This window comes from Neobacillus notoginsengisoli (assembly GCF_003515685.1).
GTDB lineage: Bacteria > Bacillota > Bacilli > Bacillales > Cytobacillaceae > Bacillus_D > Bacillus_D notoginsengisoli.
Map to the genome: position 1 here is coordinate 28951 of NZ_QWEG01000002.1, position 26022 is coordinate 54972.

At 46.1% G+C, this 26022-nt stretch carries 24 protein-coding genes, 1 other RNA gene and 1 riboswitch; of the genes, 6 read left to right on the forward strand and 19 right to left on the reverse strand.

Annotated features, from left to right (window positions below; all coding sequences use genetic code 11):
* Positions 1-315 precede the first annotated feature (315 nt).
* The 3 genes from D1B31_RS02920 to D1B31_RS02930 form a co-directional block, all read right to left on the reverse strand.
* Positions 316-1740, reverse strand: a complete 1425-nt coding sequence (locus D1B31_RS02920; protein ID WP_118919261.1) for a sensor histidine kinase — start codon at positions 1738-1740, stop codon at positions 316-318.
* Entirely contained in the window at positions 1730-2437 is a 708-nt protein-coding gene (locus tag D1B31_RS02925; RefSeq protein WP_118919262.1) for a response regulator transcription factor, read from the reverse strand. The genes D1B31_RS02920 and D1B31_RS02925 overlap by 11 nt, the downstream gene beginning before the upstream one ends.
* Positions 2438-2624: 187 nt before the next feature.
* Positions 2625-3782, reverse strand: coding sequence for a hypothetical protein (locus D1B31_RS02930; RefSeq protein WP_118919263.1), 1158 nt, complete (start codon positions 3780-3782; stop codon positions 2625-2627).
* Between the two features lie 379 nt (positions 3783-4161).
* Here D1B31_RS02930 and D1B31_RS02935 point away from each other — a divergent pair, with 379 nt between their 5' ends.
* Positions 4162-4911 carry an SGNH/GDSL hydrolase family protein gene (locus tag D1B31_RS02935; RefSeq protein ID WP_118919264.1) on the forward strand — a complete coding sequence of 250 codons (750 nt, stop codon included), beginning with the start codon at positions 4162-4164 and terminating at the stop codon, positions 4909-4911.
* 32 nt (positions 4912-4943) lie between these two features.
* A non-coding RNA gene (gene ssrS, locus D1B31_RS02940) (6S RNA) lies at positions 4944-5139 on the forward strand.
* A 354-nt stretch (positions 5140-5493) separates the two neighbouring features.
* Here ssrS and D1B31_RS02950 read toward each other — a convergent pair.
* The 3 genes from D1B31_RS02950 to D1B31_RS02960 form a co-directional block, all read right to left on the reverse strand.
* Positions 5494-7155, reverse strand: a complete 1662-nt coding sequence (locus D1B31_RS02950; protein WP_204562980.1) for an ABC1 kinase family protein — start codon at positions 7153-7155, stop codon at positions 5494-5496.
* A 29-nt stretch (positions 7156-7184) separates the two neighbouring features.
* A complete protein-coding gene (locus tag D1B31_RS02955; RefSeq protein ID WP_118919267.1) occupies positions 7185-7721 on the reverse strand; it encodes a phasin family protein in 537 nt (178 codons plus the stop codon).
* Positions 7722-8509: 788 nt separating this feature from the next.
* Entirely contained in the window at positions 8510-9292 is a 783-nt protein-coding gene (locus D1B31_RS02960; RefSeq protein ID WP_118919268.1) for a tyrosine-protein phosphatase, read from the reverse strand.
* A 164-nt stretch (positions 9293-9456) separates the two neighbouring features.
* Between D1B31_RS02960 and D1B31_RS02965 the strand changes: the two genes are divergently transcribed.
* Positions 9457-10071 carry a LysE family translocator gene (locus D1B31_RS02965; RefSeq protein ID WP_118919269.1) on the forward strand — a complete coding sequence of 205 codons (615 nt, stop codon included), beginning with the start codon at positions 9457-9459 and terminating at the stop codon, positions 10069-10071.
* 44 nt (positions 10072-10115) lie between these two features.
* On the opposite strand, the gene D1B31_RS02970 is transcribed toward D1B31_RS02965, so the two are convergent.
* From D1B31_RS02970 to D1B31_RS03005, 8 genes are all read right to left on the reverse strand, one after another.
* On the reverse strand, positions 10116-10949 hold the full coding sequence (locus D1B31_RS02970) for a formate/nitrite transporter family protein (protein ID WP_118919270.1): 834 nt from the start codon (positions 10947-10949) through the stop codon (positions 10116-10118).
* Positions 10950-11424: 475 nt separating this feature from the next.
* Positions 11425-12117 carry an ECF transporter S component gene (locus tag D1B31_RS02975; protein ID WP_118919271.1) on the reverse strand — a complete coding sequence of 231 codons (693 nt, stop codon included), beginning with the start codon at positions 12115-12117 and terminating at the stop codon, positions 11425-11427.
* A gap of 24 nt (positions 12118-12141) precedes the next feature.
* Positions 12142-13767 carry an ABC transporter ATP-binding protein gene (locus tag D1B31_RS02980; RefSeq protein ID WP_118919272.1) on the reverse strand — a complete coding sequence of 542 codons (1626 nt, stop codon included), beginning with the start codon at positions 13765-13767 and terminating at the stop codon, positions 12142-12144.
* Positions 13749-14636 carry an energy-coupling factor transporter transmembrane component T gene (locus D1B31_RS02985; RefSeq protein ID WP_240035143.1) on the reverse strand — a complete coding sequence of 296 codons (888 nt, stop codon included), beginning with the start codon at positions 14634-14636 and terminating at the stop codon, positions 13749-13751. Before D1B31_RS02985 ends, D1B31_RS02980 begins: the two co-directional genes overlap by 19 nt.
* The gene (locus D1B31_RS02990) at positions 14626-15486 is read right to left on the reverse strand and encodes a DUF4430 domain-containing protein (RefSeq protein ID WP_118919273.1); all 861 of its coding nucleotides are present in this window, start codon (positions 15484-15486) and stop codon (positions 14626-14628) included. Before D1B31_RS02990 ends, D1B31_RS02985 begins: the two co-directional genes overlap by 11 nt.
* Before the next feature lie 27 nt (positions 15487-15513).
* Positions 15514-17316: a DUF4430 domain-containing protein gene (locus tag D1B31_RS02995; RefSeq protein ID WP_118919274.1), complete on the reverse strand. Its 1803-nt coding sequence runs from the start codon at positions 17314-17316 to the stop codon at positions 15514-15516.
* Positions 17317-17405: 89 nt separating this feature from the next.
* Positions 17406-17593: riboswitch (cobalamin riboswitch) on the reverse strand.
* A gap of 80 nt (positions 17594-17673) precedes the next feature.
* Positions 17674-18747, reverse strand: coding sequence for an AbrB family transcriptional regulator (locus D1B31_RS03000; RefSeq protein ID WP_118919275.1), 1074 nt, complete (start codon positions 18745-18747; stop codon positions 17674-17676).
* A 27-nt stretch (positions 18748-18774) separates the two neighbouring features.
* On the reverse strand, positions 18775-19980 hold the full coding sequence (locus D1B31_RS03005) for an MFS transporter (RefSeq protein ID WP_118919276.1): 1206 nt from the start codon (positions 19978-19980) through the stop codon (positions 18775-18777).
* An 87-nt stretch (positions 19981-20067) separates the two neighbouring features.
* On the opposite strand from D1B31_RS03005, the gene D1B31_RS03010 reads away from it, so the two are divergent.
* The 3 genes from D1B31_RS03010 to D1B31_RS03020 all read left to right on the forward strand — a co-directional run bounded on the left by D1B31_RS03010 (position 20068) and on the right by D1B31_RS03020 (position 21199).
* The gene (locus tag D1B31_RS03010; RefSeq protein WP_118919277.1) at positions 20068-20298 is read left to right on the forward strand and encodes an excisionase family DNA-binding protein; all 231 of its coding nucleotides are present in this window, start codon (positions 20068-20070) and stop codon (positions 20296-20298) included.
* Positions 20299-20394: 96 nt separating this feature from the next.
* Positions 20395-20829 carry a CotD family spore coat protein gene (locus D1B31_RS03015; RefSeq protein WP_118919278.1) on the forward strand — a complete coding sequence of 145 codons (435 nt, stop codon included), beginning with the start codon at positions 20395-20397 and terminating at the stop codon, positions 20827-20829.
* A gap of 130 nt (positions 20830-20959) precedes the next feature.
* Positions 20960-21199, forward strand: a complete 240-nt coding sequence (locus tag D1B31_RS03020) for a hypothetical protein (RefSeq protein WP_142922557.1) — start codon at positions 20960-20962, stop codon at positions 21197-21199.
* 122 nt (positions 21200-21321) lie between these two features.
* Here D1B31_RS03020 and D1B31_RS03025 read toward each other — a convergent pair whose 3' ends face one another.
* The 5 genes from D1B31_RS03025 to rbsB form a co-directional block, all read right to left on the reverse strand.
* Positions 21322-22440 carry an SH3 domain-containing protein gene (locus D1B31_RS03025; RefSeq protein WP_118919280.1) on the reverse strand — a complete coding sequence of 373 codons (1119 nt, stop codon included), beginning with the start codon at positions 22438-22440 and terminating at the stop codon, positions 21322-21324.
* Between the two features lie 228 nt (positions 22441-22668).
* On the reverse strand, positions 22669-23166 hold the full coding sequence (locus D1B31_RS03030; protein ID WP_118919281.1) for a spore coat protein: 498 nt from the start codon (positions 23164-23166) through the stop codon (positions 22669-22671).
* Between the two features lie 146 nt (positions 23167-23312).
* Positions 23313-24476, reverse strand: coding sequence for a trans-sulfuration enzyme family protein (locus tag D1B31_RS03035; protein ID WP_118919282.1), 1164 nt, complete (start codon positions 24474-24476; stop codon positions 23313-23315).
* 129 nt (positions 24477-24605) lie between these two features.
* Positions 24606-24806, reverse strand: a complete 201-nt coding sequence (locus D1B31_RS03040) for a cold-shock protein (RefSeq protein ID WP_043932249.1) — start codon at positions 24804-24806, stop codon at positions 24606-24608.
* Between the two features lie 255 nt (positions 24807-25061).
* Positions 25062-25997: a ribose ABC transporter substrate-binding protein RbsB gene (rbsB, locus tag D1B31_RS03045; RefSeq protein WP_118919283.1), complete on the reverse strand. Its 936-nt coding sequence runs from the start codon at positions 25995-25997 to the stop codon at positions 25062-25064.
* Positions 25998-26022: the final 25 nt, after the last annotated feature.

Genomic DNA, 26022 nt, shown 5'->3' on the forward strand with positions numbered 1-26022 from the left:
CCCTCCTATTAAATTCCTTTCCTATCTGTCTCTATCTTAACCGGAATTTATGAACAAATTATTAACAATCTGCGGCAAGGCTTTTAAATATGTGCTCTGCTGATTTCCACTCCCCTTCGCTTCAATCATCGTAGAATAAAACATTATCATTTTAAAAACCACTAAAAAGGACAACACCCGGGATTTTTTAACCAAACTGTTCCGAGATGTCTTTTGTTGCGACAGCTAACCGGGTTGCCTGGCACCAACTGTCCCAAGATGCCTTGTTTCAGGCAAAATAGAGATAAAGGCTGCGGGGACAAGTCCCTGCAGCCTTTAATTCGCATGATTAGGTATAAGAATGGTGAATTTCGTCCCTTTCCCTTTCTCACTTGAAACGCTGATTTTGCCATCATGCAGCTGAACTAGCTGTTTGACAATTGACAAGCCGAGGCCAAAAGCGCCGAAGGGATTGCCGGTTCTTGAAAGATCCGCTTTATAGAAACGGCGCCAGATTTTCTCGACTTCTTCCGGTTCAATACCGATGCCCGTATCTACAATTTCAATCACCGTATTGCCATCCTCTGTATAGCCCTTCAGAGAAATGGTTCCACCCTCTGTAAACTGGATGCTGTTTTTCGTAATATTAATCAGGATTTGCAATAGCCGATCATAGTCCGCATAAATCATTGTCTCATCATCAACGCAGATGATAATTTCATTTCCGCGCCCAACAGCCTGCATGTCGAGCTGATCTTTAATAATCTCAAAGGCTTCGCTAAGATGGATATCTTCTTTTTGCAAAACAACCTGGTTAGAGCGGATTTTTTCATAATCAAGGTTTTCGTTTACGAGCCGGATCAGACGCTTTGTTTCTTTACTGACAAGGTCGATGCCTTTTTCTTTTTCGGCTTCTGGAATCATGTTGTTGCGCAGCCCTTCAATAACGCCGCTAATGGTCGTAAGCGGTGTCCGCATTTCATGGGAAACATCCGCCATGAACTGCCGGCGCCTGTTTTCAAGGTTTTCAATTTCCTCCATGGACTGGTTTATTTTGTTGACCATCTGATTAAAGTCGCTCGAAAGCTCGCCAATTTCATCGAAATTAGAAGAAGGCACATGGACTGTATAATCTCCGGAAGCTACTACTGAAGCCGCTTTCTGAATCCGTTTTATGCGTATCACATGAATCCTTGAAAGGAGCCAGCTTAGCAAAAACGATACCCCCAAAGAAATCAGGACAGTGAAAAGTAAATATTCATTAATTCCGCTAATCATTTCTCTCGGCCCTTTAACCGGGGAAATTAACAGGACACCGCCGATAAATTCCCCTCCTGCATTGTATGGGACCGTTACAATCGAAACATTTTGATTGTAACGCTTGAGATCGGATTTAATCACCACCGGCTCACCGAAGCGCAGCTTTTGCCAGTCGTTTTCTTTCAGGACAATCGCCGGTCCCCGCCAGTCAATCGGGTTCATCAAGGTGACGTTCCGCCCGTTCACCGCAAAGACGCTGAACTGAATGTCACGTCCGAACAGGACCCGGGCATATTGATTGATGACCGAATCCGCCTCCCTCGGATTACTCCATTCAAGGTCACTGAGAATATTCTCCCCATACTCAAGGAGCTCGTCTGTTTTGCTTTGGTAAACGAGGTTCTCAACATAGTGTGTAAACAAAAGGCTCAAGACGAGAAAGGCGATAATCAAAACGCCGATATGGCTGAATAGTTGCTGGTAGAAATATTTAATCCTCATGTGCCTCTACCGATTCATCAAATTTATAGCCCACTCCCCATACTGTATGAAAAAAAGGCTGAGCCTGGGTGCCTACTTTCTTCCGGAGCCGCTTAATATGGACATCCACCGTCCGCTCGTCCCCGTAAAACTGGTAGCCCCATACTCTTTCAAGCAGTTGGTCGCGCGTAAAAACCTGGCGGGGGTTTGATGCCATGAAAGACAGTAGGTCGAACTCCTTCGGGGTCAGGTTCGGAATGGCCGTTCCATCGAGGAACACTTCCCTTGTGTCTTTATTTATGGCAAAATGCTTCGTTACAATCATATGCTTCTGTTCATTACCACTCTCCCCGGTTTTCTGGTACCTCCTTGCAACCGCTTTGATGCGGGCCATCAAGGCGAGAGGACTGAACGGTTTTGTTACATAGTCATCCGCACCCATCTCGAGTCCAAGCACCTGATCCGATTCGCTGTCCTTTGCTGTAAGCATAATAATCGGAACTTGACTCTTTTCTTCGCGGATTTTCCGGCAAAGCGTCACCCCGTCCATTCCTGGCAGCATCCAGTCGACTATTAAAAGGTCCCAGCCGCCTTCCTTGTAGCGTTTATAGCCTTCAAGGCCATTGTGGACGAATTCGCCTTGAATGCCTTCTTTCAAAAAAAACATCCCGATCATTTCACAAACACTTTCGTTATCTTCAATTACTAGTATTCTCATGAAATCTACCTCCAAAACGGAATCCGGTTACTTTAAAAGTAAAACTTATTTGTTTGGGAATCAACTTGCATGTTCGTTTTTCAATAGTAATTTATGTTTAGGTACTAGTTTGTTCAAAAGTGGCAGGCGGAACCGAAAAAAAAAGAGAGCACCTCCGTCAAATGAAGACAGGGTGCTCTCATAAGTATCACCAGGTTTCAGCAATCAGCTTCTTTCCTTCACGGTAAACCCGGAACATTTCCTTTTCCTTTTCAAAAGGGGTGCCCGATTGAATGACATTGTTCATTTCTTTTTGCGTAATTTTATAGCCGCGGGCCGTTAGCAGGTCCGCGAGAATATTCCCATGGTTTAAATCCGTGCCTATAAATCCGGCGCTCATTGTCAGTATGCGGCTATTGTCCTTAACGAAGATCATAACATCGGAATCGGGCATAAAGTAAAGCCTTGCGCCATGCTTTTTGGCCACCGACCAAGCAGGATCAAAGGATGGGCCTTCCCCAAGTTCATACATTTCGCCCTCGGGACCAGTGAATGTTTTTGCTTCATCCTCTTCCTTCTTTTTCGCTTCCTCATCCCGCTTTTTATCCGCATTTGCAAAGGCTTTTGCAGCGGTTTCCATTTCAGCGGTCAACTCATTTTTCGCCGATTCATTCGACAATTCCTCGACGAGTTTTTTTGCTTCCTCATATTTCTTGTCAAAATCGGCTTTTATTGTTTTCTCGGATTCCGACATGTCGATAAGTGTTTGGACAGCCTGCTCGGCAGTCACAAATAAGTTCATAATCCCTTCGAGTTTTTCAACCTCCAGAATATATCTGTCCGCGAAAAGGTCGTGGAATGGTGGTTTCAGCTTTTTAAATTCTTTATTTCCCTCAAGTACATCGGCTTTCAGCAGTGGAAGCTCCTCTAGTAAATCCGGTGAAAGTGGATTTTCAGCGGCGAGTTTTTCGGCTGCATAGATCCGTTCATAAAGCGGTTCGGCAATAGCGGCACCTTTATTATACTCCCGCAGTTGTCCAATCATCGATTCCACTTCATCCTGGAGGATTTCCTTGTATTCACGGCTCGTTTTATTGGTAGCCTCTTTTAAATCTGCTTTGGCGATTGAGACAAGTGCTTCGGCTTTCAAGATCTTTTCTCTGTCTACTTTTGCAAAATGGCCTGTTTCTTTACCAGTATCAATTTTCTCTTCCATTTCTTTATATAAGTCAGACGCCGAGGACTTCGCCTCGTTCACCGAGTTCTCAGCTTTTTTATCTTTCGTAGCGCCATACACAACATAACTGCCGACAGTTACTACAAGGATTAATACGGCAATTATGATGAACCCTAATTTCCTGTTCAAAACTCCCCCTCCTTACTAAGCTATTGTTACATAGAATGGTGACGAATTCTAGATACAAAATATCCAAATTTGGCATTAACGGTAACAAAATACGACAAAAGTTGCTACTTTTTTCACAAAAACGAGCAAAAGATTTCTAAATATACCTTTGAAAAGACACTAAAGTTTTCACTATACTGCCATTGTTTACTAGCTTTTTTTGCAAAAATTCCTTGTATAATGAGTGTAGGCTTTTTACGATCCGACAGTTGGAGGGTTTTAGGAGGCAGTTAGTACGGAAGGGAGAACGAAAGTCATCAAGTATCTGCTTATTGTTGCTGTTCTTGTTGCCGCTGGAATAACAGGTTGGCTTTATTATCCACAATATCAAATCAGCCAAATGAAGAAGCAGTCGAAGGAAACGATGAATGCTAGTCTGCCGTCATATATTGATTATTACCGCCACTCAGAAAAGGAAGCTCTTTACCATCTTGCACTTGGCGACTCGATTATCCGTGGGGTCGGAGCAGGCCAGGACCAAAATCTTGTTAGCCAGTTCTCTATTGAACTCGGCAGGTTAACTAAGAAAAAAGTGGAATTCAGGAATGAAGGCATTAATGGGATGACGAGCAGCGAATTACGTCAGCTTGTTGATGATCAAATATATGATGATGAAATTAAACAAGCTGATATAATTACGGTGAATATTGGCGGAAATGATGTGCTGAGAGCCGCTAATAAGACGGATTTCCAATCAGTCTTCAAAGCTTTTGATTCTTTGCAATCGGCATTCAAGGAGAATCTCCAGGATATCGCTGCGAGAATAACACAATTAAATCCAGATGCTACAATTGTCTTTTTGGAATTATATAATCCGCTTAATCCGGAAACAGCTTATTACACTGTCGCGGATAAGCTTTTGCCAAAATGGAACGTCAATATTTATAAGACCGCCGAGAGGATTCCAACCGCTATGGTTGTAGAAACATCACACATCATTAACGGGAAAAATCTCCAAAACCTGTCTCCTGATGGGGTTCATCCGAATTCGGATGGCTATAAAGCGATGGCCTTGCAAATGATTGAACATTTTAGGACAAGCCCGAAAAATGGCGGCACTTTAACACTATCTGGGACATATTTACATTGAATAGTTCAGGGAAATATTGTACGATACTACTATAGAAGCTGCGTTGTTCGTACTCATAATAAAGTTTTAACCTTTAAGCTGTAATAGGGAGTTTTTGAACGAAGCCGAAATGACATGCCTTCGCCTACACGGCAAGGAGGACAGGCAGGAACGCTTCTAAGAACACCCACTTTGAGGAGTGGTGGTTTAAAACTTTCTTATATTACCTACGGCAAAGGCGGCTTTTCCTCTGCGTATATGAACCGGTTCCGGATGGAGCCGGTTTTTTTGTTTATATTTGATTTCCGCTCCACAAAGGAAAGCTTCTGAGAATAATCATCGCAGGGACAGGCGTTTTTTGCCTGTCACGAGGCGCGCTTTCCGCGGGCGGTCTGGGAGCCTCCTCGGCGCAAGCGCCTGCGGGGTCTCCCACTGACCTTTTATCCCGCAGGACAAACAGCATCCTCGAATAAGCTTTGCACGAAGGAAATGCGATAGCATTTTCGAGGAGTCTTCGCGCCTTCCGCTCCAATCAACCAATAGTAAATAAACAAAAAGATCCGGCACCAGGTCCGAATCTTTTTTTACATATGGTTTTGCTTTTCAAAACCGTCCTGAACGGATAATGGAATAGAGAATCCAGAGGAACATGAGGAAGGCTACGGCAAAGCCGATTTCCAGTGCATGGATGCTTGTCAGGAACGTGTCTGTTCCAAATGTCGCCCCGATGATTAGCCCAAGGACGACGATGCTGAAAGCAAGCAATGTCAAACTGAACGAGACCTTGTTTGAAATGCGGTCGATTTTATTAAAGATTGAATCGATTTGTGATAAGCTGATTTTCAGTTTCAAATCGCCTTCTGCGGCCTGGCCGAGCACTTCATCCACACGGCCTGGAATTTTAGCAACCGTTTCGGTCATTTCCTCCGCATCCTTTAGCAGTCGTTTCCCAATTTTGATAGGATCGTACCGCTCAATAACGAGCTCTTCGGCATATGGTTTTGCCAGTTGGAGCAAATTCAATTTAGGGTCAATGCCGGATATGATTCCTTCGACTGTAATCAGCGTTTTTCCAAGCATCGTTAACTCAGTCGGCACGATAATCCGGTGCTCCTGAGCGGTTGACAGCAACTCCTGGACAGTATTGCCAAGATCGAGTTCACCGAACGGAACATGGCTGACCATCTTGCTGATCCGGTCGACATCATCGTAAAATTTATTTTCATTCACATCCGCCGGCACATCTGAGAGCCGGTACAGCGCTTTTACAATCATATCAGTATCTTCGCGCATCAGTCCTATCATCATCGAAGCCGTTTCATCCCTCATTCTGCTTGACAGTCTGCCAATCTGGCCAAAATCTATGAAAGCCAGCTGGCCGGTTTCCGGCATATAAAGGATATTACCAGGATGGGGATCGCCGTGGAAGAAGCCTTTTCGCAATACCTGGGTTACAAAAGACTGAACTAGCAGATCTGCGATTTCATGCTTTTTTTCCTGGTCTCCAACTTGTGAAGGCACTTCGGAAATTTTTATTCCATCAATCTTCTCCATCGTCAGAATATGTGAAGTTGTGAAATCCCAATAAATCTTCGGGAGTTTAATTCTCTCGTTGTTTTCAAATTGGAACGCAATTGTTTCCGTGTTCCGGGCTTCCTCCAGATAATCCAGTTCTTTTTTAATCGAACTGCCTAGTTCATCGGCTATCTCCGCCACTTTATGCTGCTCAGCCCAGTCATAATTTTGCTCAAGCAGCCTCGATAAGTCCATCAAAATCTCTAGGTCTGTATAAATCGTTTTTCTTATTCCCGGCCGCTGGACCTTCACCATTACCTTCTCTCCGGTCCAAAGGACTGCCTCATAAACCTGGCCAATTGAAGCAGCCGCGACATAGTCCTCATTAAAAGTATGGAAAATTTCTTCAGGCGGCTTACCCAGCTCTTGCATTATCTTTTCCCTTATTTCTTCAAGCGGTACTGCAGGGACATTGTCCTGAAGCCTTTCCAGTTCCTTCATCATATCGAACGGCAGGAAATCACTCCTGATGCTAAGCAACTGTCCCAGCTTAATAAAGGTTGGGCCAAGTTCCTCAAGAAGCCCCCTAAGCCGGACGCCCATCTCCAGCGTATTTTCCCTCTCAAAATCGGCTTTGATCCTGTCTTTAAATGAAAGAAGCTCGGTCAGGCCTACCTCTTCCACTAAATAACCGAAGCCATATTTTCCAAGCAGGGAAATGATTTCTTTATATCTGTTCAACCGACGCATTTTGTCCGTCAACATTCCATCACCAACTATTAATCAAGCACATTGTCTGTATTAGGAGGGATTTTTTTGTCCCCTGAATCAGTAAAGTTCCCCGTGTAGCCGGCTTGCTGCTGCCCGTCCGCATCATCAAGTATAATTTCATCCGCCGCTTGGGACTGGCTGGTTAATGCAGACTCACTGGTACCTGTTCCTGTTGAGCTCAGGCCTGTTGAAAATTCGGTTTGGTTAGAAGAAGGACCTTTAGCCTTTGAACCCTGATCGGCTCGGTAGCCCGCTAGTTCCTGCTGCAAAAGCACGATTTGCGCCTGAAGCGTCTCTAACTCACTTCTTGTTACAAATCCAAGCTCTCTAAGCTGTGCGGTAATCGAGTCGCGGATATCCTTGTTCCAGTTCTCACTTTTTTGAGCGCCTTTTTTGACAAGGTCACTGAAAAGGGAATCCGCTTCCTTTTTTGACATCATTCCCTGGTCTGCCATCTTCATAATCGTCTCTTCAAGCTTTTCCTTGCCTGCCACAGCAGCGCCAAGGCCAAGCAGAATACCTTTGCTGAATAAATCATTGATCACTTTTTTCAGCCTCCTCTTGGGTATATCACTTCTTAATACCCTCATTTCAGGGATTTTACCCCTTGGAGGCAAAAAAATGGTGAAATTTGCGGGAACTTACTTGAACGAGCACGTATGTGGTTGGGCATCAGGGATTTCCGGGACAACTTCGAGGAAATAGGCAGGATTGTTGTCACGCATCCATGCTTTGAGTGACAACCAAAACGGTTTTTCACTGATTGTTGTCACGCATCCGAGATTTGAGTGACAACCAAAACGGTTTTTCACTGATTGTTGTCACGCATCCGAGATTTGAGTGACAACCAAAACGATATTTTACTGATTGTTGTCACGCATCCGAGATCTGAGTGACAACCAAAACGGTTTTTCACTGATTGTTGTCACGCATCCGAGATTTGAGTGACAACCAAAACGGTTTTTTACTGATTGTTGTCACGCATCCGAGATTTGAGTGACAACCAAAACGATTTTTTACTGATTGTAGTCACGCATCCATGCTTTATGTGACAACCAAAACGATTTTTTACTGATTGTTGTCACGCACCCGAGCTTTGAGTGACAAGCAAAACGGTTTTTCACTGATTGTTGTCACGCATCCATGCTTTGAGTGACAACCAAAACGGTTTTTTACTGATTGTTGTCACGCATCCGAGATTTGAGTGACAATGAAAACGGTTTTTTACTGATTGTTGTCACGCATAAGGGTACGATCGTGGAATTGAAAACTATTCAAAAAAGAGCTATCACATTTGACGGCTCCTTTTTGGGTGTTCTTCAACAACAAAGCATTACTCCACAAGCATATTTTTTAATTTACTAATGGACTCCTGTTTAATCCCGCAGCCCTCATGCAAGTAAGCTTCAACACTTCCGTATTCATCAAGGATATAGCCAAACGCATACTCAAGATGCTTTCGGTCAACTGCAAGCATCGGCTGGATCTTTTCTAGCGGAATTCTATAAAGGCTCATTAGCCTGATGAAGTTTCCTGTTTTCTTCATTTTTGCTCCAACCCGCTCATTTGAGAGGAGGTACTGCCTTACGATGATTTCTTGCGGCACTCCGGCCAGTAGCTGAAACAAGGCGGATATAAAGCCGGTCCTGTCCTTGCCGCCGGTACAATGAATAAGCGCCGGCAAATTCTCTGCTTCTGCTGTCAACTCGAACAGTTTCCTGATTTCCCCTGTCCGTTCCTTGACAAGGCATACATAAAAATCTTTGATGATATCGGCAAAATCAATAGTCTTAGGATTGGTGTTCAAAAATTTCACAAACTCGAAATGAGTGAAATCCTGACTACCATGGTAGATGGGAATATGAACCTCTTTAAGATTCCAGTGCCCGGGAATCCTGTCTGGGCGTGACTTTTGCTCATTGACTGTTCTTAAGTCGCAAATCAGCTTCAGCCCAAGTGCCTCTAGTTTTGCAAGATCATGATTGCTTAACCGGGAAAGCTCATCGGACCTATAAAGGAGGCCAGACTTCATTCTCCGCCCATCCTCGGTTGGCAGCCCGCCAATATCCCGGAAATTATGTACTTTTTGAAAAACAAGTTCCGCAGTTGTACTCATTTTTCGGCTCCTTCCCCTTTTTGACTGTTTGTCAATTAATCTATGGGCTCTTATGATACCAGGGTGTTTATTTTGCCGCGTTAAAGTGTTAAAATAATCTAGTACTTTTACTTTTTAGTATAAACTATTTTCCATTTTTTTGTTGTTTTTAAGGAGGATGAAAGTTGCTGACCTTTATTTTTGTTGTCCTGATCCTGTTTCTAACTCCCGGCCCTGCGGTATTTTTGACCGTATCACAAACATTAAAGGGCGGGATAAAAGGCGGAATGATTACTGGAGTAGGCATTGCCGTCGGGGACTTAATCCATACGATCGCTGCTGTTGCGGGGCTGTCGGCTATTTTAATGACCTCTTCACTTGCATTTGAAATTGTTAAATATCTAGGTGCCGCATACTTGGTTTATCTAGGCATCATGTCGTTCATTGAAAGAGCGAAGAATAAGGAGAAACCTAAGAAAAAGCTTGGTCATTCCAACCCGTCGTTCCGGCAGGCTTTGCTAATTGAACTGCTCAATCCGAAAACGGCCTTGTTCTTCCTTGCTTTCCTGCCTCAGTTCGTACAGAAGGACGGGCTTCCTGTCACCATCCAGCTGCTGATTCTCGGCTTGACCTTCGTCGTGATGAGCATCCTTTACACAACATCGCTTGTGTTTTTGACAAGTTCAATCGGGAGGAGAGTTCTTGCAAAATCAAGGCAGAGCTCAAAATGGATGGGAAAAGCGGTCGGTCTTGTGTATATTGGACTCGGTCTGAGACTTGCTTTGCAAACACAGGAATAAGACGAAAAAATCGCCACCAACAGTTGTTGAGGGCGATTTTTTTGTTAACCTTTACTTCTCTTCAGCATAATGACGGATGGGGCCGGTTCAAGTTTTGGTTTTTGCTGGAGTTTATTGTAGGCGAACCAGTAGGCCATCGCGACAAAGACGGCGCCGCCGGTCGCATTCCCAAGAAAAACGGGAACGAAATTCGCAAAGTATTGGCTCCAAGTAAAATGCCCCTCAAAAATTGCAGCCGGGATGACGAACATATTGGCAACTACGTGCTGAAACCCAATCGCGACGAATGTCATCGTTGGGAACCAGATACCGGCTATTTTGCCGATAATGTCCTTTGCTCCGTATGAAAGCCAGACCGCCGCGGCGACTAGCCAGTTGCAGCCGATTCCAGATACAAATGCCTGAAGGAAAGTATCATCAAGTTTATGCTCGGCAATGCTGATGGTTTTCGCGAGATAAATTCCGTCCGCGGTGAGGCCGGCCACATGCCCGAAAGCATAAGCGACAAAAAGGGCGCCCATAAAATTGGCAACCGTGATGATGGCCCAATTTTGCAAAATGCCACGGAGCGAGACTTTCCGGGCAAGCCCTGCGAGAGGCACTGCCATCATGTTTCCCGTTAACAGCTCACCGCCGGCAATCAGCGTAAGGATTAACCCGATCGGGAAAACAGTAGCGCCGAGAATGGAACCAAGCCCTGCTATATCACCTGTTAACGGAGCCGTGATCCGGATTGACAGCAAATAGCCGAGCGCGATGAAAGCGCCCGCCTGAAAGCCAAGAATGGCCGAGGTCCTAACCGGGAGTGCTGCTTTTTTAGCGCCATTTTCAACTGTTATATTCATAATTTCTTCAGGTTTATTATAGGAAGAAGACATGTGTGCTCATCCCTTCTACTTTTGTCTGTGACAGACTTCACAAACTATGTTACCTACATTGTACACTATTTTTCATGCCGGACGTTGTGAACAATTTTCATCAATTTGTGAATGGAAGAGGCAATTTGCATTATTAGATAGGGATGAATAGTAATTTTGTGCAAAAGGATCTAGCTGCTTAAGAATAATAGTACTTTTTTGCAAAAAGGCTAGTAAATTTGAGGAGTGTAAAAGATCAAATACTAGTAATGATGCGGTTTTCTGTAGTCAAGTTAGGCTAGTTATTTTTACAAAAACCAAAGTCTTATAGTGAAAATTCACTAGACTGCCCTCTATACCCAACAGTAATAATTCACTAGTCGCATCCTTACAGGATAACTATTAACCGCCTAACAATAAACAGGCTATCTACTATAGTAATAATTAACTAGTCAACCCCAGCAAAAAACGGAAAGCCGTGGAACATAATCCCCGGCTACTCCAGCAAACCATATTTTCGTTTAAATCTCGCGAGGCTTTTGAGCCAGCTTCCACTGAACACAAGCAGAAAGAAGACGTTCGAGGCGGCGTGCAGGAAATCGAACAGAGAGCTAGCGGCAAAATACGTTCCAAGCGTGGCAAGGCTGACTTCGCCTCCGGTTTGGATGAACGCGAGATAGCCCCATAAATTCATTATCCAGCCAAAAAGGAAGCCCCAGCAAAAGCCGAACGCAATCTTGCCCCACATCGTTTTCATGAGTCCTGTTTTGCTCATCAGGCCGGCAGTCAAACCGACCAGCCCCCAGGCCGCCATCTGCCACGGCGTCCACGGGCCTTGGCCAAGAATCATATTTGAGGCTAGAGCGGCAACCGCTCCTACCAAAAAGCCACTCTCCGCTCCAAAGACAATGCCTGCCATGATAATGACAAAGGTTGTCGGCTGGACTCCCGGAATGCTTGCAAACGGAATTCTCCCGACGGCCGCAATCGAAGCGAGGACGGCGAGCAGGACCAGTTCCCGCGGCTCCACCTTCCGTTTCTCAAAGCGGACAAGTAAATACAGAAAGGCTAAACCGCCAAAGCCTAAGCTCACCCACATAAAGCTGTCCGCATTGATTGCCGTATAGAGAAGGAGGCCGATGATCGCGGCAGGCAGTACAATCATAGCGATTATTTTTTTCATATGCATGCCCCGGTCTCCTCCGTTCTTCCACTAAAATTTATTTGATATCGCTGTTTTGCCCAAGTTTCTGTACAGGCGCTGCAGGATGGGTGTATAAAAAAAGTTCCCGTTAAAAAAGCTGTCCGGACTGCCCTCGGAGGTGATGTTCCCTTGGAAGAGCATCCCGCATCGGTCTGCATACTTTGCCGCAAATTCAATATCATGGGTGGAAATCAGAATGGCTGCACCATTGCCCTTCCATTCGCGCAAAATTGCAGCGAGGTTCTCTTTGGACACCGGGTCAAGTCCCTTTGTCGGCTCATCAAGCAGAAGGATGTCCGGTTTCTTGAGAAGCAGGCATACAAACGCGGCTTTCTGGAGCTCACCGCCGCTCAAATCATAAGGATGCTGATCCAAGAGCCTATCAATCCCGAACTCCTCAGCTAGCCTGTCCGCTTCTGACATCTTCGTACCCCAAGCGCGGCAGGCGGCTTCCATTTCTCCCCTCACAGTGTCATGGAGGAAAAACAACTTAGGATTTTGCGGCAGATAGGCAATTCGCGCGGCTACTTCTGTTGTTTTCCATTTCTTTAAAGGCTTCTCATTCAGCATGATGTTTCCCGCTTCCGGCTTCAAGACGCCGCACAGCAGTTTCAGCAATGTCGATTTTCCTGATCCATTCCCGCCAAGCAAGGCGTAGAGTTCCCCGCTTCCAAGCGAAAAGTGAAGATCCTCAATGACTGTCCCGTTTTTTCTATCGTATCGGAAGCTCGCGTTTTTTGCGGTAAGGATGGTATTTCTTCCGATTGCTGCTGAATTGGTTCGTATTCTCGTTTCATCGGGATACAATTCCGGCCATTCTTGTTCATTTTTTTGTAAAATCGCCCCTAGCATGCCCCGCCCCTCCTTGATTGAAAGAGGCAATCGGGAAGTGGCTTCAGAAGAATTCTTTTGCAAAAAAAGAGCCGGAATGTCCGGGACAAAAGCTCTTGAACCTGTTTTCCAAAGTTCCTTCATCACCTCGCGGGGCGGATCGTCATAAATAATTCGCCCATTTTCCATCATCACTACCTGATCTGCGAGCGTGATTATTTCTTCCAACCTGTGCTCGGCAAGGACGATGGTCATCCCGAATTCTTCATTCAGCCGCTTTAGCATATCGAGCAGTTCCCTCGTGCTGACAGGGTCTAGCTGGGAAGCGGGCTCGTCCAGCAGGAGAACATCCGGCTGCATTAACAGGACGGAGGCAAGGTTCATTTGCTGCTTCTTGCCGCCAGAAAGTTCATGCATTTTCTTGTGCAAAATTGGTTCCGCGCCAAAAAAGCTGACGATTTCCGCTACTCGGCTTCTCATTTCACTTGTCGCTAGCCCGCGGTTCTCGAGGCCGAAGACCATCTCGTGGAGCGGGTCGTCCGCAACAATTTGGTTTTCTGGGTCCTGAAAGACAAAGCCCATTTCAGATGAGGTTGTACCTGAGATGTCAATTGTGCCTTCCAACCTGCCATGCGGCCTGATTTCCTCCTTTAGCAGCCGAAGAAGCGTGCTTTTGCCAGAACCGGAAGAACCTAACAGAACAACGAACTGCCCCCGTTCGATAGAGAGGTTGACGGATGAAAGCGCCGGTGCCGGAGCATCTGGATAGGTGAAGGTTACGTTTTTCAGTTCGATTTGCGCCATCCGAATGCCCCTTTCAGCTCAATGATTACTGGATATGCAAGAAAAAATACAAATGATAGAAGAATACCTAGTAGTTCCTGTTTCGGCAAGCCGATTTCCTCCATGACGGGGTAAACCGTGAGCACCCCAAAGCCCATGGACCGGCCGTAGATGGCAAAAAGGATAGAAGGAACCAACAGTCCGAGTGAAAGCCAGTCTATTCTTCTGAACCGAAAATGATGGTAGGAAGACCGTTTTCCGCTGCCATATCCCCGTGCCTTCATGGAATCTGCGGTTTGGATGGCTTCTTCGAGCGAAAAAACTAGCAGCGCCTGGATATAAAGCATCCCGTTTTTTGCCCGTTCCCGAAGTTTCCCTGATCCGGCCAAAATCCCTTTGCTGGCCTGAACCGCCGCAATTTCCCCGAGGCGGATGCGCATCAGTGGAATGAACCTGAGTGTCAGCATAAGCAGGACGGCAAATTGCGGCATTACTTTTGCAAAAAGGAATAATAGCTTGTTCGGCGTCATGATTTCATTGTAAGAGACAAACAAGGCGATGATTCCCATAATTGACAGTGCTGACATTCCGCCAAGCGTGACTGCCTCCAGCGTAATACGATGGTCCCAAACTTCTAAAAGAACATGTCTGCCCCTTTCGTTAAAAAGAGGATTCACGAGAAAAATCAGCAGTCCGCTCGTCGCTAGGAAAAAAAACCATCGCTGCAGTCCCCTGCAGCGATCTTGAACAAAATTCACGAGCAGGACGAAAGTAAACCCCGCCAAAAGAAAGACCGGATGCTGAAAGAGAATCAGCATTGCGAGTGCGCCGGCATAGTAGAAAAAAGCAGTAAACGGGTGGAGCCTGTTCATTTGCATGTCAGCCTTCAATATAGATCCACTCGATCCTGTCGCCCTTGGCTACTTTTACAAGCCCTGCGCTCCTGTCAATGGTAGTGCCATTCTTTTTGCACGTCCAGCCGCTTTTTGCCCCATAATCAAATTCATAATAATTGTCTATTCCCTCGACATAGGCAGTCGCGCCACTGCCCCTGTGTTCAACATGAATTTTTTTGCCCGTCGCGCGAAGCAGTACGTTGAGAACCGTGTCGCCTTCCTTCACTTCAACGGCAGTCGCGCCGAGAATTGTCCCGACATCTTTCGGTCCTTTAATTGAAATGGTTGCTGTTGCGGCCGATTCGGGTTTAGGTGACGGTTTCGAAACTGGTTTTGGCGCGGGCTTCGCGGCCGGCTGGCTTGGTTTGCTCGTCGCACCGGAAGTTGCCGAACCAGTTCCAGCTGAGCCGGCGGAAGCGCTGGCCGCCCCGCTACCCTTGCTTGATCCGCTGCTGTTGGATGAAGTCCCGTTCCCTGAACCAGCAGCGCCCCCAGACGCAGTTCCCGCTTTAGGCTTGTCAGCTGGCGGACTGCTTGGAGTGGAAGATGCCGGCTGTTCAACCTTCTTTTTGGCATCTGAGTCCCCGGGATCCTTGGAAGAACCGGAAGCCGGTGCCTCATTGGAAAAAGAAGTATCAGGGTCTGCTTCTCCTTCTCCGTCCCCGGCAATGGAATCGGACGCCCCATCTTCATCTTGGCCGTTCTCATGATCAAGGGCAATGTCATGCTGTCCCTGTTCTGCCGCATTTTTTTTAGACTCAGGAGCTGTCCCGCAGCCTGCAAGCGCAAACGCTGCCAGCAATGAAAAAACTAGCAGCAGCCGCAATAGGATTTTCCGATTCATTGCTTTTCCTCCTGTCAGAAGTGATGGTTAAGCCTGCTGTTTTCTTCTAAGCAAGTAAACGGTACCCCCGCCCGTTGCCAAAATAAATCCTAAGGCCAGCCATGTATAGCTGTCAGTAGCCGTATCCGGCAGTCGGTGGCCTTCTTTCTCTGTACTAGCTTGCTTATCCGGAGCTGCCGGCTGAACCGGTTGTCCAGATGGAGCTGGCTTAATTACAGGGTCGACAGGTACGTCAGCTAGGTTAAGGCTATACAAGGAACCTTTACCGTTCTTATATAGATGATAGGCAACCAGAGCCTGTACGCCTTGTTGAGTAGACAGAGCATCTGCTTCTTGGCCAGCCTTCCATGCAAAACCGCCTCCAGGCTGAATGAATGAAGCAAGGAAGCCGAGCAGTGTTTTACCGTCTGCTGCAATGATATTACTGTTTGCATCAAGCCCAAGTGCCGACATTGCAATAACCGCTTGGGCTGTTGCCGTACTGCTGTCAACTGCTGAAGAAGCAAAAAGGTTTTTCAGGTATTCAATACCTTTTTCAATTGCAGGTTTAGGTGCGCCATCTTCTTTATACGGCGCCAACGCAGTGAGGACCATCGCAGTTGTATCCGGATCACTTCCGGCTCCCTGATTCAGGCCCCAGCCGCCATTGCTGTTTTGATTTTCAAGTAAATAGTCTACAAGCTTTTCCCGCGTCCATTTCGCGTTCGCAGGCACTTTAAAGTTTGCGCTATCAAGGGCGATCAGGGCATAAGCGACTCCATTAAGCCCCTGTTTTAAAACGTCCCCATTGTAGATGGGTTCGACTAAATTATAGCCCGCAAAATTTTCAGGATTTCCTCCCGCTGCCAAGATTCCAAGTGTGTAGCGTTCATAATCAGTAATACTCCTAAACTGTCCGTTTCTCTCGGTTACACGTTTTGCAACTTCCTCAAGGTAGCTGGCAGGAATAGGCTTACCTGCCTGTTTCAAGGCAATTGCTTCCCATTCACCTAATTGGCCGCTAGTTTGAATATTCTCCAATACTTCATGGAGATTTTTTTGAAAGCTATCCTTAGGGTATTTTTCCGCTTCCAGCCCTGGCTGCTCTGTTTCAGGCTCTTCAGCCGGCGGTGTAAATGTTTCATAGACAAATGAGACTGTTTTTCCAGGTTCCAGCGTATAGTCTTCAGCACCAATCATTTGGGGTTCATCATTCACATAAAAGCTCCAATATGTATTTTCTGTGGAGGCTAGACCATTTATCGAAGTGACCATTTTGCCAAAATCATATTGATCGAATTTCAGATTTTCCGGCCCAACGACAGTCTGAAGCAATTGAAAGGCGTTCGGCTCCCCTAAATAATATACGTCTTTATAGTCCTGGCTTTTGCCAGCTTTTCCGACTATTTTTAAATTGACCTTGTCCTTTGGCGCTTCCGATTGGTATCGGAAAAGATATGTATCTCCGGGTTGTGCTTTATAGGAGTCTGCTCCTGTCATAGCTGAAACGCCATTCGCGTAAAATGCCCAGTAGATTTTATCTGTACCGGCCAGGCCTTGAATCTCTTTAATCATCTTCCCAAAATCAAATTCTTCAATTTTCACATTTTCTTCACCGACAGATTTCACCAAGGCGTCAAAGGCTGTTTTATTGTCAGCCAAGGCCACTTGTTTTTCAGTCAGTACTTCATCCTGCTCGCCCAACACTTTTACTGTCACCGTGCTGGAAGCCGCCGCAGCCTTTTGCCCAAATCCACCGGCAAAAAGAGCGAAAACTAGCATAAATGCCATCAGAAACTTTAAATTTCGGTTACTTACCATTTCTACTACTCTCCCTAATTGTTTTTTCATAAAAAAATCCCCCTGTTAAAGGAGGAGGTTTGTCGTTAAGAAGGCATGAAAAAACGGCCTTCTTAACACCCTCCTATCCGCGTAGGCAATATGGTGCGTGTAAACAGGCAGGTCTCCTGGCTCATGGTCATCGCTTCCTATGCCTTCCCGCCCGAATCAGGCAGTGGCTTTGTATAGGTTGCTCGCATTTACAGTGGCGGGACCGCGTTGGATTTTCACCAACTTCCCTTTTAAGCTGACAGTATGAACGATCAGCACCTGTTTAGAAGAGTATTTTTTATGTCTATCTAATTATACATTTGGTTCGAAAGTTTGTATAGCGATGATCTTCCTGACCTCGGTTCGGAAGCACTCTTTTTATGAATGTTGTTTTGCCATCAGCCTGAACATTGCCCTTAGCAAATATGGTACCGCGAAAACGATGAAGAAAATCCGGAACAGCTGGTACCCGGCCACAATGGAAAGGTCTGCTCCCGCTTCATGGGCAATGATGGTCATCTGATCCATTCCGCCCGGCGCCATGCTTAAATAACCAGTAATAGTAGAGATAGGATTGGTCTCCGACAGTAATATCCCCATGACTGCCGCCCCTGCAAGCAGCATCATGCTAGAGAAGACTGCCCAGATAAGAAGTTGTTTTCCTTGTTTTATCAATTTGCTTAGATTGAACATAAGCCCGATATAAGCACCCATTAACAACTGGGATATATCCATCACCGCATCCGGCAAAACAGGCCCCTGAATCCCTGCAACGGTGAGAGCTGCGGTAATGAGAATCGGCCCGGTCAGGAATGGAGTGGGCATCTTGATTTTTTTGCCTAGGATAGCAAATAAAATAGCTAATGGCGCGAATAAAAAAATCTCAGGCACCAGCACTGTATTTTCAGCGGTTTTTCCTAGGTTTGCCGCTTCAGTCCCCCTCAAGAAAGCAGATAGCGCAAAAAAAGGAACGATAAAAATAATCAACAATAGCCGGGACACTTGAAATACTGTTACCGCGGCACTGTCTGTTCCATCCACTTCCTCGGAAAGGGCAATCATTTGCGATAAGCCGCCTGGAATGCTTCCAATTAGCACCGTCCTATAATCAAGACCGGAAACTTTCGCAATCCCGAAGGCAATGATGGTACAATAGCCAATCAAGAGCAATGTCATCAAAATAATCGATGGAAAGTGGCTGATAATTTGCGAGAGCGCCTCCTTTGTGAAGGATAGGCCGATTGAGTAGCCAAGGATTATAAGTGCTGTGTCTCGTACCCAGGAAGGCCAAAAAAGCTGGAACTTCCCGTATGCAGAGCAGGCAAGAACTGCCGTCATGGGGCCGAGCAGCCATGGAACCGGCAGGCCTGGCAACCGAAAGATGAGGCCGCCAACCAGTGCGGCAAGGAATGTTAGGATGAATGATTTTAGCTTTTCGGAAGACGAATTCATATTAATCCATTCCTTTCCTCACATGACTTACACGGTTCGTTTCCGAGATGTTTCTTTCCGCAATAGGAACAGATAATATAGAATCGATAGTAAGATTGATACTGCCGATGCTTTATAAATACCGTCATATCCAAAATGATGGCCAATGAGGCCAAACAAGATCGCCCCCACGCCAACTCCCAAATCAAAGAAGGAAAAGAAGGTTGCGTTTGCCATCCCCCTTCTATTGCGGGGCGACTGTTCAATGGCCCATGCCTGAAGGCCTGGCTGTACTGTCCCAAAACCGAATCCGTATAATGCAGCGGCGATAAATAACACCGTCGTGCTTGGGAGCCACGCAAGCAACAGCATAGCTGCAAACACAAGCATGGCACCGGGGATGAACACAGCCCTATGGCCCTTTTTGTCATAAAGCTGCCCTGCGAATGCCCGTGTCAACATGAGCGACAACGCATAAACCAGAAAATACCATTGAATTCCGGCTATCCCTTTTTGAGCGGTGTAGAGCGGCAGGAAGGACGCAATTCCTCCAAATGTGACCGTCATAAAAAAGAGGAGGATGGACGGCTGCAGTGCGCTTTTTTCGTAAAAATCCCATTTCACGGTGACTGTTTGTTGGGCATGCTCTACTTTCTTGTAACGAATGAGCGAAGCCAACAATAAAGAAGCCAGCCCAAGCGCCGAACAAATTAAAAACAGGTTATCGAATGTCAGCACGCCGGCTAAAATCAATCCGAGCGATGGGCCTGCTGCCAGGGCAACATTTCCGGATAGCCCATAATACCCCATTCCTTCGCCTCGTCTGGCCGGCGGGATAAGGTCAGTAGCAATCGTTCCGGACGCAGTCGTTGAAAAGCCCCATCCAAGCCCCTGGAAAAACCGCATTAGGAATAAAAAGGCCATACCACTCGCAAAACCAAATGACCCGACTGCCAGGACAAAAATGGCCAGGCCTGTTAAAAAAACAAACTTCCTTCCCTTTGATTCCAACGCCTGCCCAGCATATGGGCGGATAATCAGTGCTGAAAATGTGAATGCGCCGACGACGTACCCGATCATCTGGTCATTTCCGCCAAGCTGTTCAACAAAAAGCGGGATCGTAGGCAATGTCATTTGAAAACCGAGAAAAATAAAAAAGTTGGCGAAGCAAATCAGGATAAAATCACGCGTCCATATTCTCCCGCTATGGGCGGCACCAGTTTCTGCGCCTTTTTTGGCCTCTCCTATTTCCATGTCAGGCCTCCTTTCTTTCAGTCTATCCATTTGTGTTTATTTCCAGTATAATGAACATTTCAAGTCCTGGACAATGGAGGCACCCTAATGTATTTGACGATTAAAGAAACGGCAGACTTCCTTTCGATGCCGGAATCCCATGTAAAAGCCCTGATCGGACAGAAGAAAATCCGGGCCCTTTTTGACGGTGAGCAATACCTTATTAATAAAGAACAATTCAACAGGCACTTCGACCATGTTGAAGAGGTCAAGCGGATGATTGAGGAATGGCGCAATGAACCAATCCCCGAAGATCCCGATATTAAAGATGAAGATTAACAGCGTTTTGAAAAATAGGTACTTGCCTCAGTACAAGTGCATATCTCCCCTCATACCTTATTAATGTAACAATATTACTGAGAGAGGGGAATTTATATGTTTTGTCCAAGACCAACACAAGTATTGCCGGCCATTTGCCATCCGACACAATGCTGTGTGACTCAATCGTTTGAAAATGTCATTCAGCCGCATGTCCATCCTTCACATACCACCCATGTTCATCATACGAACATTGAACACACTCATCATTTTACAAACACACAATCCTTTGTCAATGAGGCTTCTGTGACGGATTTGGGACCTGTTCCGGGGCCGCCGCCTGCTCCAACTGTGGCAGGCGCTTTTGCACCCGGGCCTGGCGTAGCGCCTGGCATGATGGGGCCTGGTATGATGGGGCCTGGCATGATGGGACCTGGCATGATGGGACCTGGCATGATGGGACCTGGCATGATGGGGCCTGGCACAAATGTCGCCGGCGCTTTTTCCGGTATGCCAATGGGCGGCTATAAGAAAGGCTGCGGCTACCGCTAGGATGCAGCAAAATGGGGCAGGAGACCTGCCCCTTTTTATTTACACGATCAATAGGTGTGGCCTTCGTTTTCCTGTGCAGTTTATTTTTCCTTTTAAGGGGGAATATGGAGAGCAGGAGGAGACAGGAATTATGAGATTCTCTATCTATAAAGCTTCATCCGGCAACAGTTCCAACCGTTTTTTTGGAACAATCGAAGCATCCTGTATTGAGGTAGCGGGTGATTTGCTTTATAAAGTGCTTCGCCGGACGAAAGGGCGAAAGGACGGGGATGTGTTTATTATCGTCCCCTATGCAGAAACACCCTCTATTGATAGCCTCCTGGAGGAAGGAACACCCTTTCACATTGTCCAATATCGTGAAGTCGAATGAAATCCCATCCATTTATTCTGGATGGGATTTTTTGTTTACGGTTAAATGGCTGAGTTTTCGATCGAACGATAAGCACATACAGAAGACGGCTCCCCAATTGAGAGAGCCGCCGATATCTTTTTCTACTTTACGACAAGCGCCCGCTTGCCCATCGCATTATAAACACTCATAAACTTCGACTTTGGCACTTTTACATTTTTCTTAGCCGCATCGCTGTCGTTGAAGTACACATAGTTAGCGTCCACCCCGGTCACAACAACACAATGGAGCGGCCTTGGAGCGGAAATCGTTTTGCCGGAAGCCGTTTTCCAACTCCTGGCGGAAGGCATTTCATAATCGAGCGTAATCCAGACGAGAACCGGAGCTCCATTTTTCACATGCGCTTCAACCTCGGAAAAATTCTTCCCGGTAAGATTGATGCCGCCAGGCCGATACTGGTCAAGGAGCTTCTTCAGCGGCCCCGGATTAATCGTATACCCGTTCCCAAATGGGTTGCCGATAAAGCCGACATTCGGGTCTCCCCAAATTCTTATCGAACCATTTGAATTTCGGACTAGTTTCGTAGAATCATAAGGCATCTTTTTTGCCAGCGTGCCCTTGCTCACTTTTACACCGTAATAATTCAGCGCCATCGCCAATGAAGTCACCTCACAGCCGGTCGGAAGTTCAGGCTTCTGCGCGATGAGCGGAACATTTAACAATTTCGCCGCAGAAGTGGATGATGTACTAACATACGGGCCGCTCACATAGCCGGTCTTGCCGTTGAAATGAATTTTGTACCAGCCATTGGTTTCCTTCCTGATAACATTAACGGCTTCTCCATTCTTCAAGAGGCCGATTTTTTTATAGTTCGTCCCAGGCCCGGTCCGGACATTCAACGCAGAAGCTGTTACACGATATGTAGGTTTTGCCGCAGTTGAAGACTTTACATACTGACCGGATACATAGGCTGTTTTCCCTTTATACGAAATTTTGTACCAGCCATTTTTCATCTTTTGAATCACCTGGACTGAGCTCCCTCTAGGCAACCCACCAATCCTTGCAAAATTTGTTCCAGGACCTGTGCGGACATTCAGACTGGATGCGGTAACCGTATAGGATTGCGAAGCCGCTTCGGCTATAGCCGGCTTTCCAAACAGGGAAGGATTCTCTGTCGCAAAAAGGGAACTTGCCAGAATAGCAGAGGCAACTACCCCTTTCGAAACGGTTTTTAACAATGGACTTTTCTTCTTGTTCTCCAAGGCTAGTCTCTCCTCTCAATTTCTTATGTAAGCAGTCTGCCAATTCGACAAACTACAACAAAAATATAAAGAATTTTCGAGAAAGTCTAACCTTACCACTAGAAAAACAGAAAAATGATTACAAAGACATAGCTATCTTACCGAGACCGGGAAGTTTGGCATACCTCGTTAACAGCAAAAGCCCGGCTTTTTTTGCCAGGCTGAATCGGATTATAAGGTTTTTCTCGTTCATTCCTCGCGCATGCTGATTGCCCTGCGAGCCAAATTGACATCATTTTGCAAAAGCTTGCCAAGATCATAAGATGGGTAAAGCCCATTACTGTGCATATAGTTGTAGATTCGTTCATGACCCCGGATCGCCTTCGTAAGGTGATTCGTAAACGTCCTTCTTAACTGAGGCGTAGCTGTTTCTGTGACTGCAATCCCATAGTTCCGGACAAGCGATTTCGACATAGCCAGCAAATCGCCCGCATAAAAGGCATTGTCCTCCCTGAAATCATCATCGTCACGGCCTCCCTGCCCCGGGGCGGAAGGATAAAATTGTAGAAGTTCAGTCAGGTTTTCCTCAAGATCGCGGATGGTCCGCTGGTAAATTTCCCTTAATTGCGAATCAGTAACCCTTCTCATACCCGTTTTCGTTTTCATCAGCCCTATAGACTGAAAAGCAGTCAATTCATGCATTTCAAGCGTTTCATGCCAAGCGAGCGTTCTGCGTTCTTCATTCATTTAGGTTCCCTCCATTTTTCTGCAACATCACTTTAACGTATTCAGGAGGGATGGAAATGGTTATTCGTCCAATGAAACTTTCCCCAGAGGTAACTGCCAGGTGTGAAACAACATCCGTTTCAAGAATCGGCCCTGCCATTGCTCAATCAATCCAGCGCCTGATCCAAGTCCCGGATAATCCTTTCACTGTCCCCAAGGCCAACCGCCAGCCGGATTGTTCCCGGATGAATGTTTTCGGATAAAAGCTGCTGATCATTGTTTCCCGTGTTCGGAGACAATGCGAGACTTTCAAAAGAACCCCATGAAACACCAATCTTGATATGCCTCAGCCGATCAAGCACTCTCTTTACCTCCTTGTAACCGCCATCCACTGTAAACCCCATTAAGCCCGTATAGCCCGTTAGCAGCTTTTTGCCAAGCTCATAGTCCGGATGAGGCGGCAGCCCCGGATACAGCACCTCCAGCACCCGTAGATGCCCCTCCAGGAAAGCCGCAACCTTCAACGCGTTCTCCTGGTGCCCCTTTATCCTGTAAGGCAAGGACCGAAGCCCCCTCAACAGTAAAGAAGCCTCATAAGGCGAAAACGCCGCGCCCATCAATAAAAACTCTTTTGTGAAAAGCGTTCCCATTATCTGCTTTCCGGCAATGACCGCCCCGCCAACAAGGTCTGAGTGCCCGCCAAGATATTTTGATAACGAATGGACAACAATATCGACTCCGTGAAGGAGCGGCTTTTGAAAAAGGGGAGTTGCCCACGTGTTGTCCATGATTGTTCTGATGCCACGCTTTTTTGCCATGGATGTGATGGCATTTAGATTTGTAAGACGAAAAGTCATGTATGAAGGGCTTTCGATGAAAATCACCGTTGTGTTCGGCTGGATGTATGTTTCCACTTCGGCGGCATCTGTTTCGTAGCAAACAGAATGGCTGATTCCAAATTTATTAAGGTATTTTAAGAGTTCCATCGTAGAAAAGTATAAATTGCTGATGCAAAGGACGTGGTCACCGGTTTTCACAGAGTTAAAAAGTGCTGCAGTGATCGCTGCCATACCCGAAGAAAAACAGCGGCACTGCTCACCGCGTTCGAGGGCGGAAAGCTTCATTTCCGCCGTTTCAATCGTCGGATTGGTGCCCCTTGTGTACACGTAGTTCCCCTGCTCATTCATGACCGCCTTTGTCAGTTTGTCTGTTGAATCAAAAACGAACAAGGAGCCGCCAAATGTCGGTGGAATGACCGATCCGCCAAACTCCATCCGCCGATCCCCGTACTCAAGACAAATTTCCAAATCCTGTTCCCAATCCTGATTCATTTATGTCGCTCTCCCTTTTTCACTGTTTGGGTTAGTTTTTGCAAAAGAAGTTGGGAATATAAAATTTTAGGAACAAAAAAAGAACAGGCTCCCCTAAGGGAACCTGTTCTGTATGGGCAAAACCTAAAATTAGTTTTTGCGAACGTTAGCAGCTTGTGGTCCACGAGCTCCTTGCTCAACGTCGAAAGTTACTTCTTGGCCTTCTTCAAGAGTTTTGAAGCCTTCGCCTTGGATAGCTGAGAAGTGTACGAATACGTCGTCTCCACCTTCGCGCTCGATGAATCCGAAACCTTTTTCTGCATTAAACCATTTTACTTTACCGTTTTCCATTTTTGTTGCCTCCTAGTGTGTTTTCCACACAATTGTATTACTATTCTTGCTCAAACGTATCCAGGCGATGTCGCTTGTTACCGAACAAAAATAATTCTTGTTTAGATTAACACGAATAGAAATAAAAGGCAAGTAACCTGAGCAAAAACATCTGACCTTTTTTTCCCAGACAGCTATTTCCCAACTTTAATTTATAGAAGAAACAGTGAAAAACACAAAGTTGGACCGGAAAATCCGGTCCAACTAAAAGAAACTTTATTTCTTAATTAACTCCAATTCAACTGGAATGAATTCTTCAGTTTTTTCGCCTTTCGCTACTTTTATGGCTGTTCCGATGCCATACTCGCCAATCAAAGCTGGCTTTTGGGCGACAGTGGCTGCCATTTTCCCTTCTTCCACTGCTTTAACAGCGTCATCTGTCGCATCGAAGCCGACAACAAGGACATCTTTCAGGCCTGCTGCTTCAAGCGCTTGCAGGGCTCCCAGGGCCATTTCGTCGTTATGGGCAAATACAGCCTGGACATCTTTATTCGCCTGCAGGATGTTTTCCATAACAGACAACCCTTTGGCGCGGTCAAAGTCTGCGGATTGTTTTGCAACCACTTCAATGGCGCTTTCTGGATCAACAGACTTATGGAAGCCTTCGCCGCGTTCGCGGGCCGCAGAAGATCCCGGAATTCCTTCTAGTTCAACAACTTTTCCTTTTTTGCCAAGCTTCTCAAGAATGAAGTCACCAGCCATTTGCCCTCCTGCTACGTTATCGGATGCAATATGGGAAACGACTTCCCCGCCCTCCGCACTGCGGTCAACTGTAATAACCGGAACATCGGCTTTATTTGCAGATTCAATTGCAGCTGCTACTGCGGATGAGTCAGTTGGATTTACAACCAACACGTCTACGCCCTGCTGAATCAAATCTTCAATGTCACTAACTTGTTTTGCGGAATCATTTTGCGCATCAACAACAATCAATTCAACATCTTGATTCTTCGCTTCTTTCTCCGCACCTTCTTTAAGAGTGACAAAGAAAGGATTATTTAAAGTAGAAACAGACAGGCCGATTTTCAATTTTTCATTCACTTTCTTTTCACCTGATGATTTTTCAGACGATCCTGGTGCTTTTGTTGAACACCCTGCCAAAACGAGTATGGCCATTGCAAAAAACAAAAATCCTTTTAAAGCCTTTTTCATTCTTTTCCTCTCCCTTTTTAAGAAA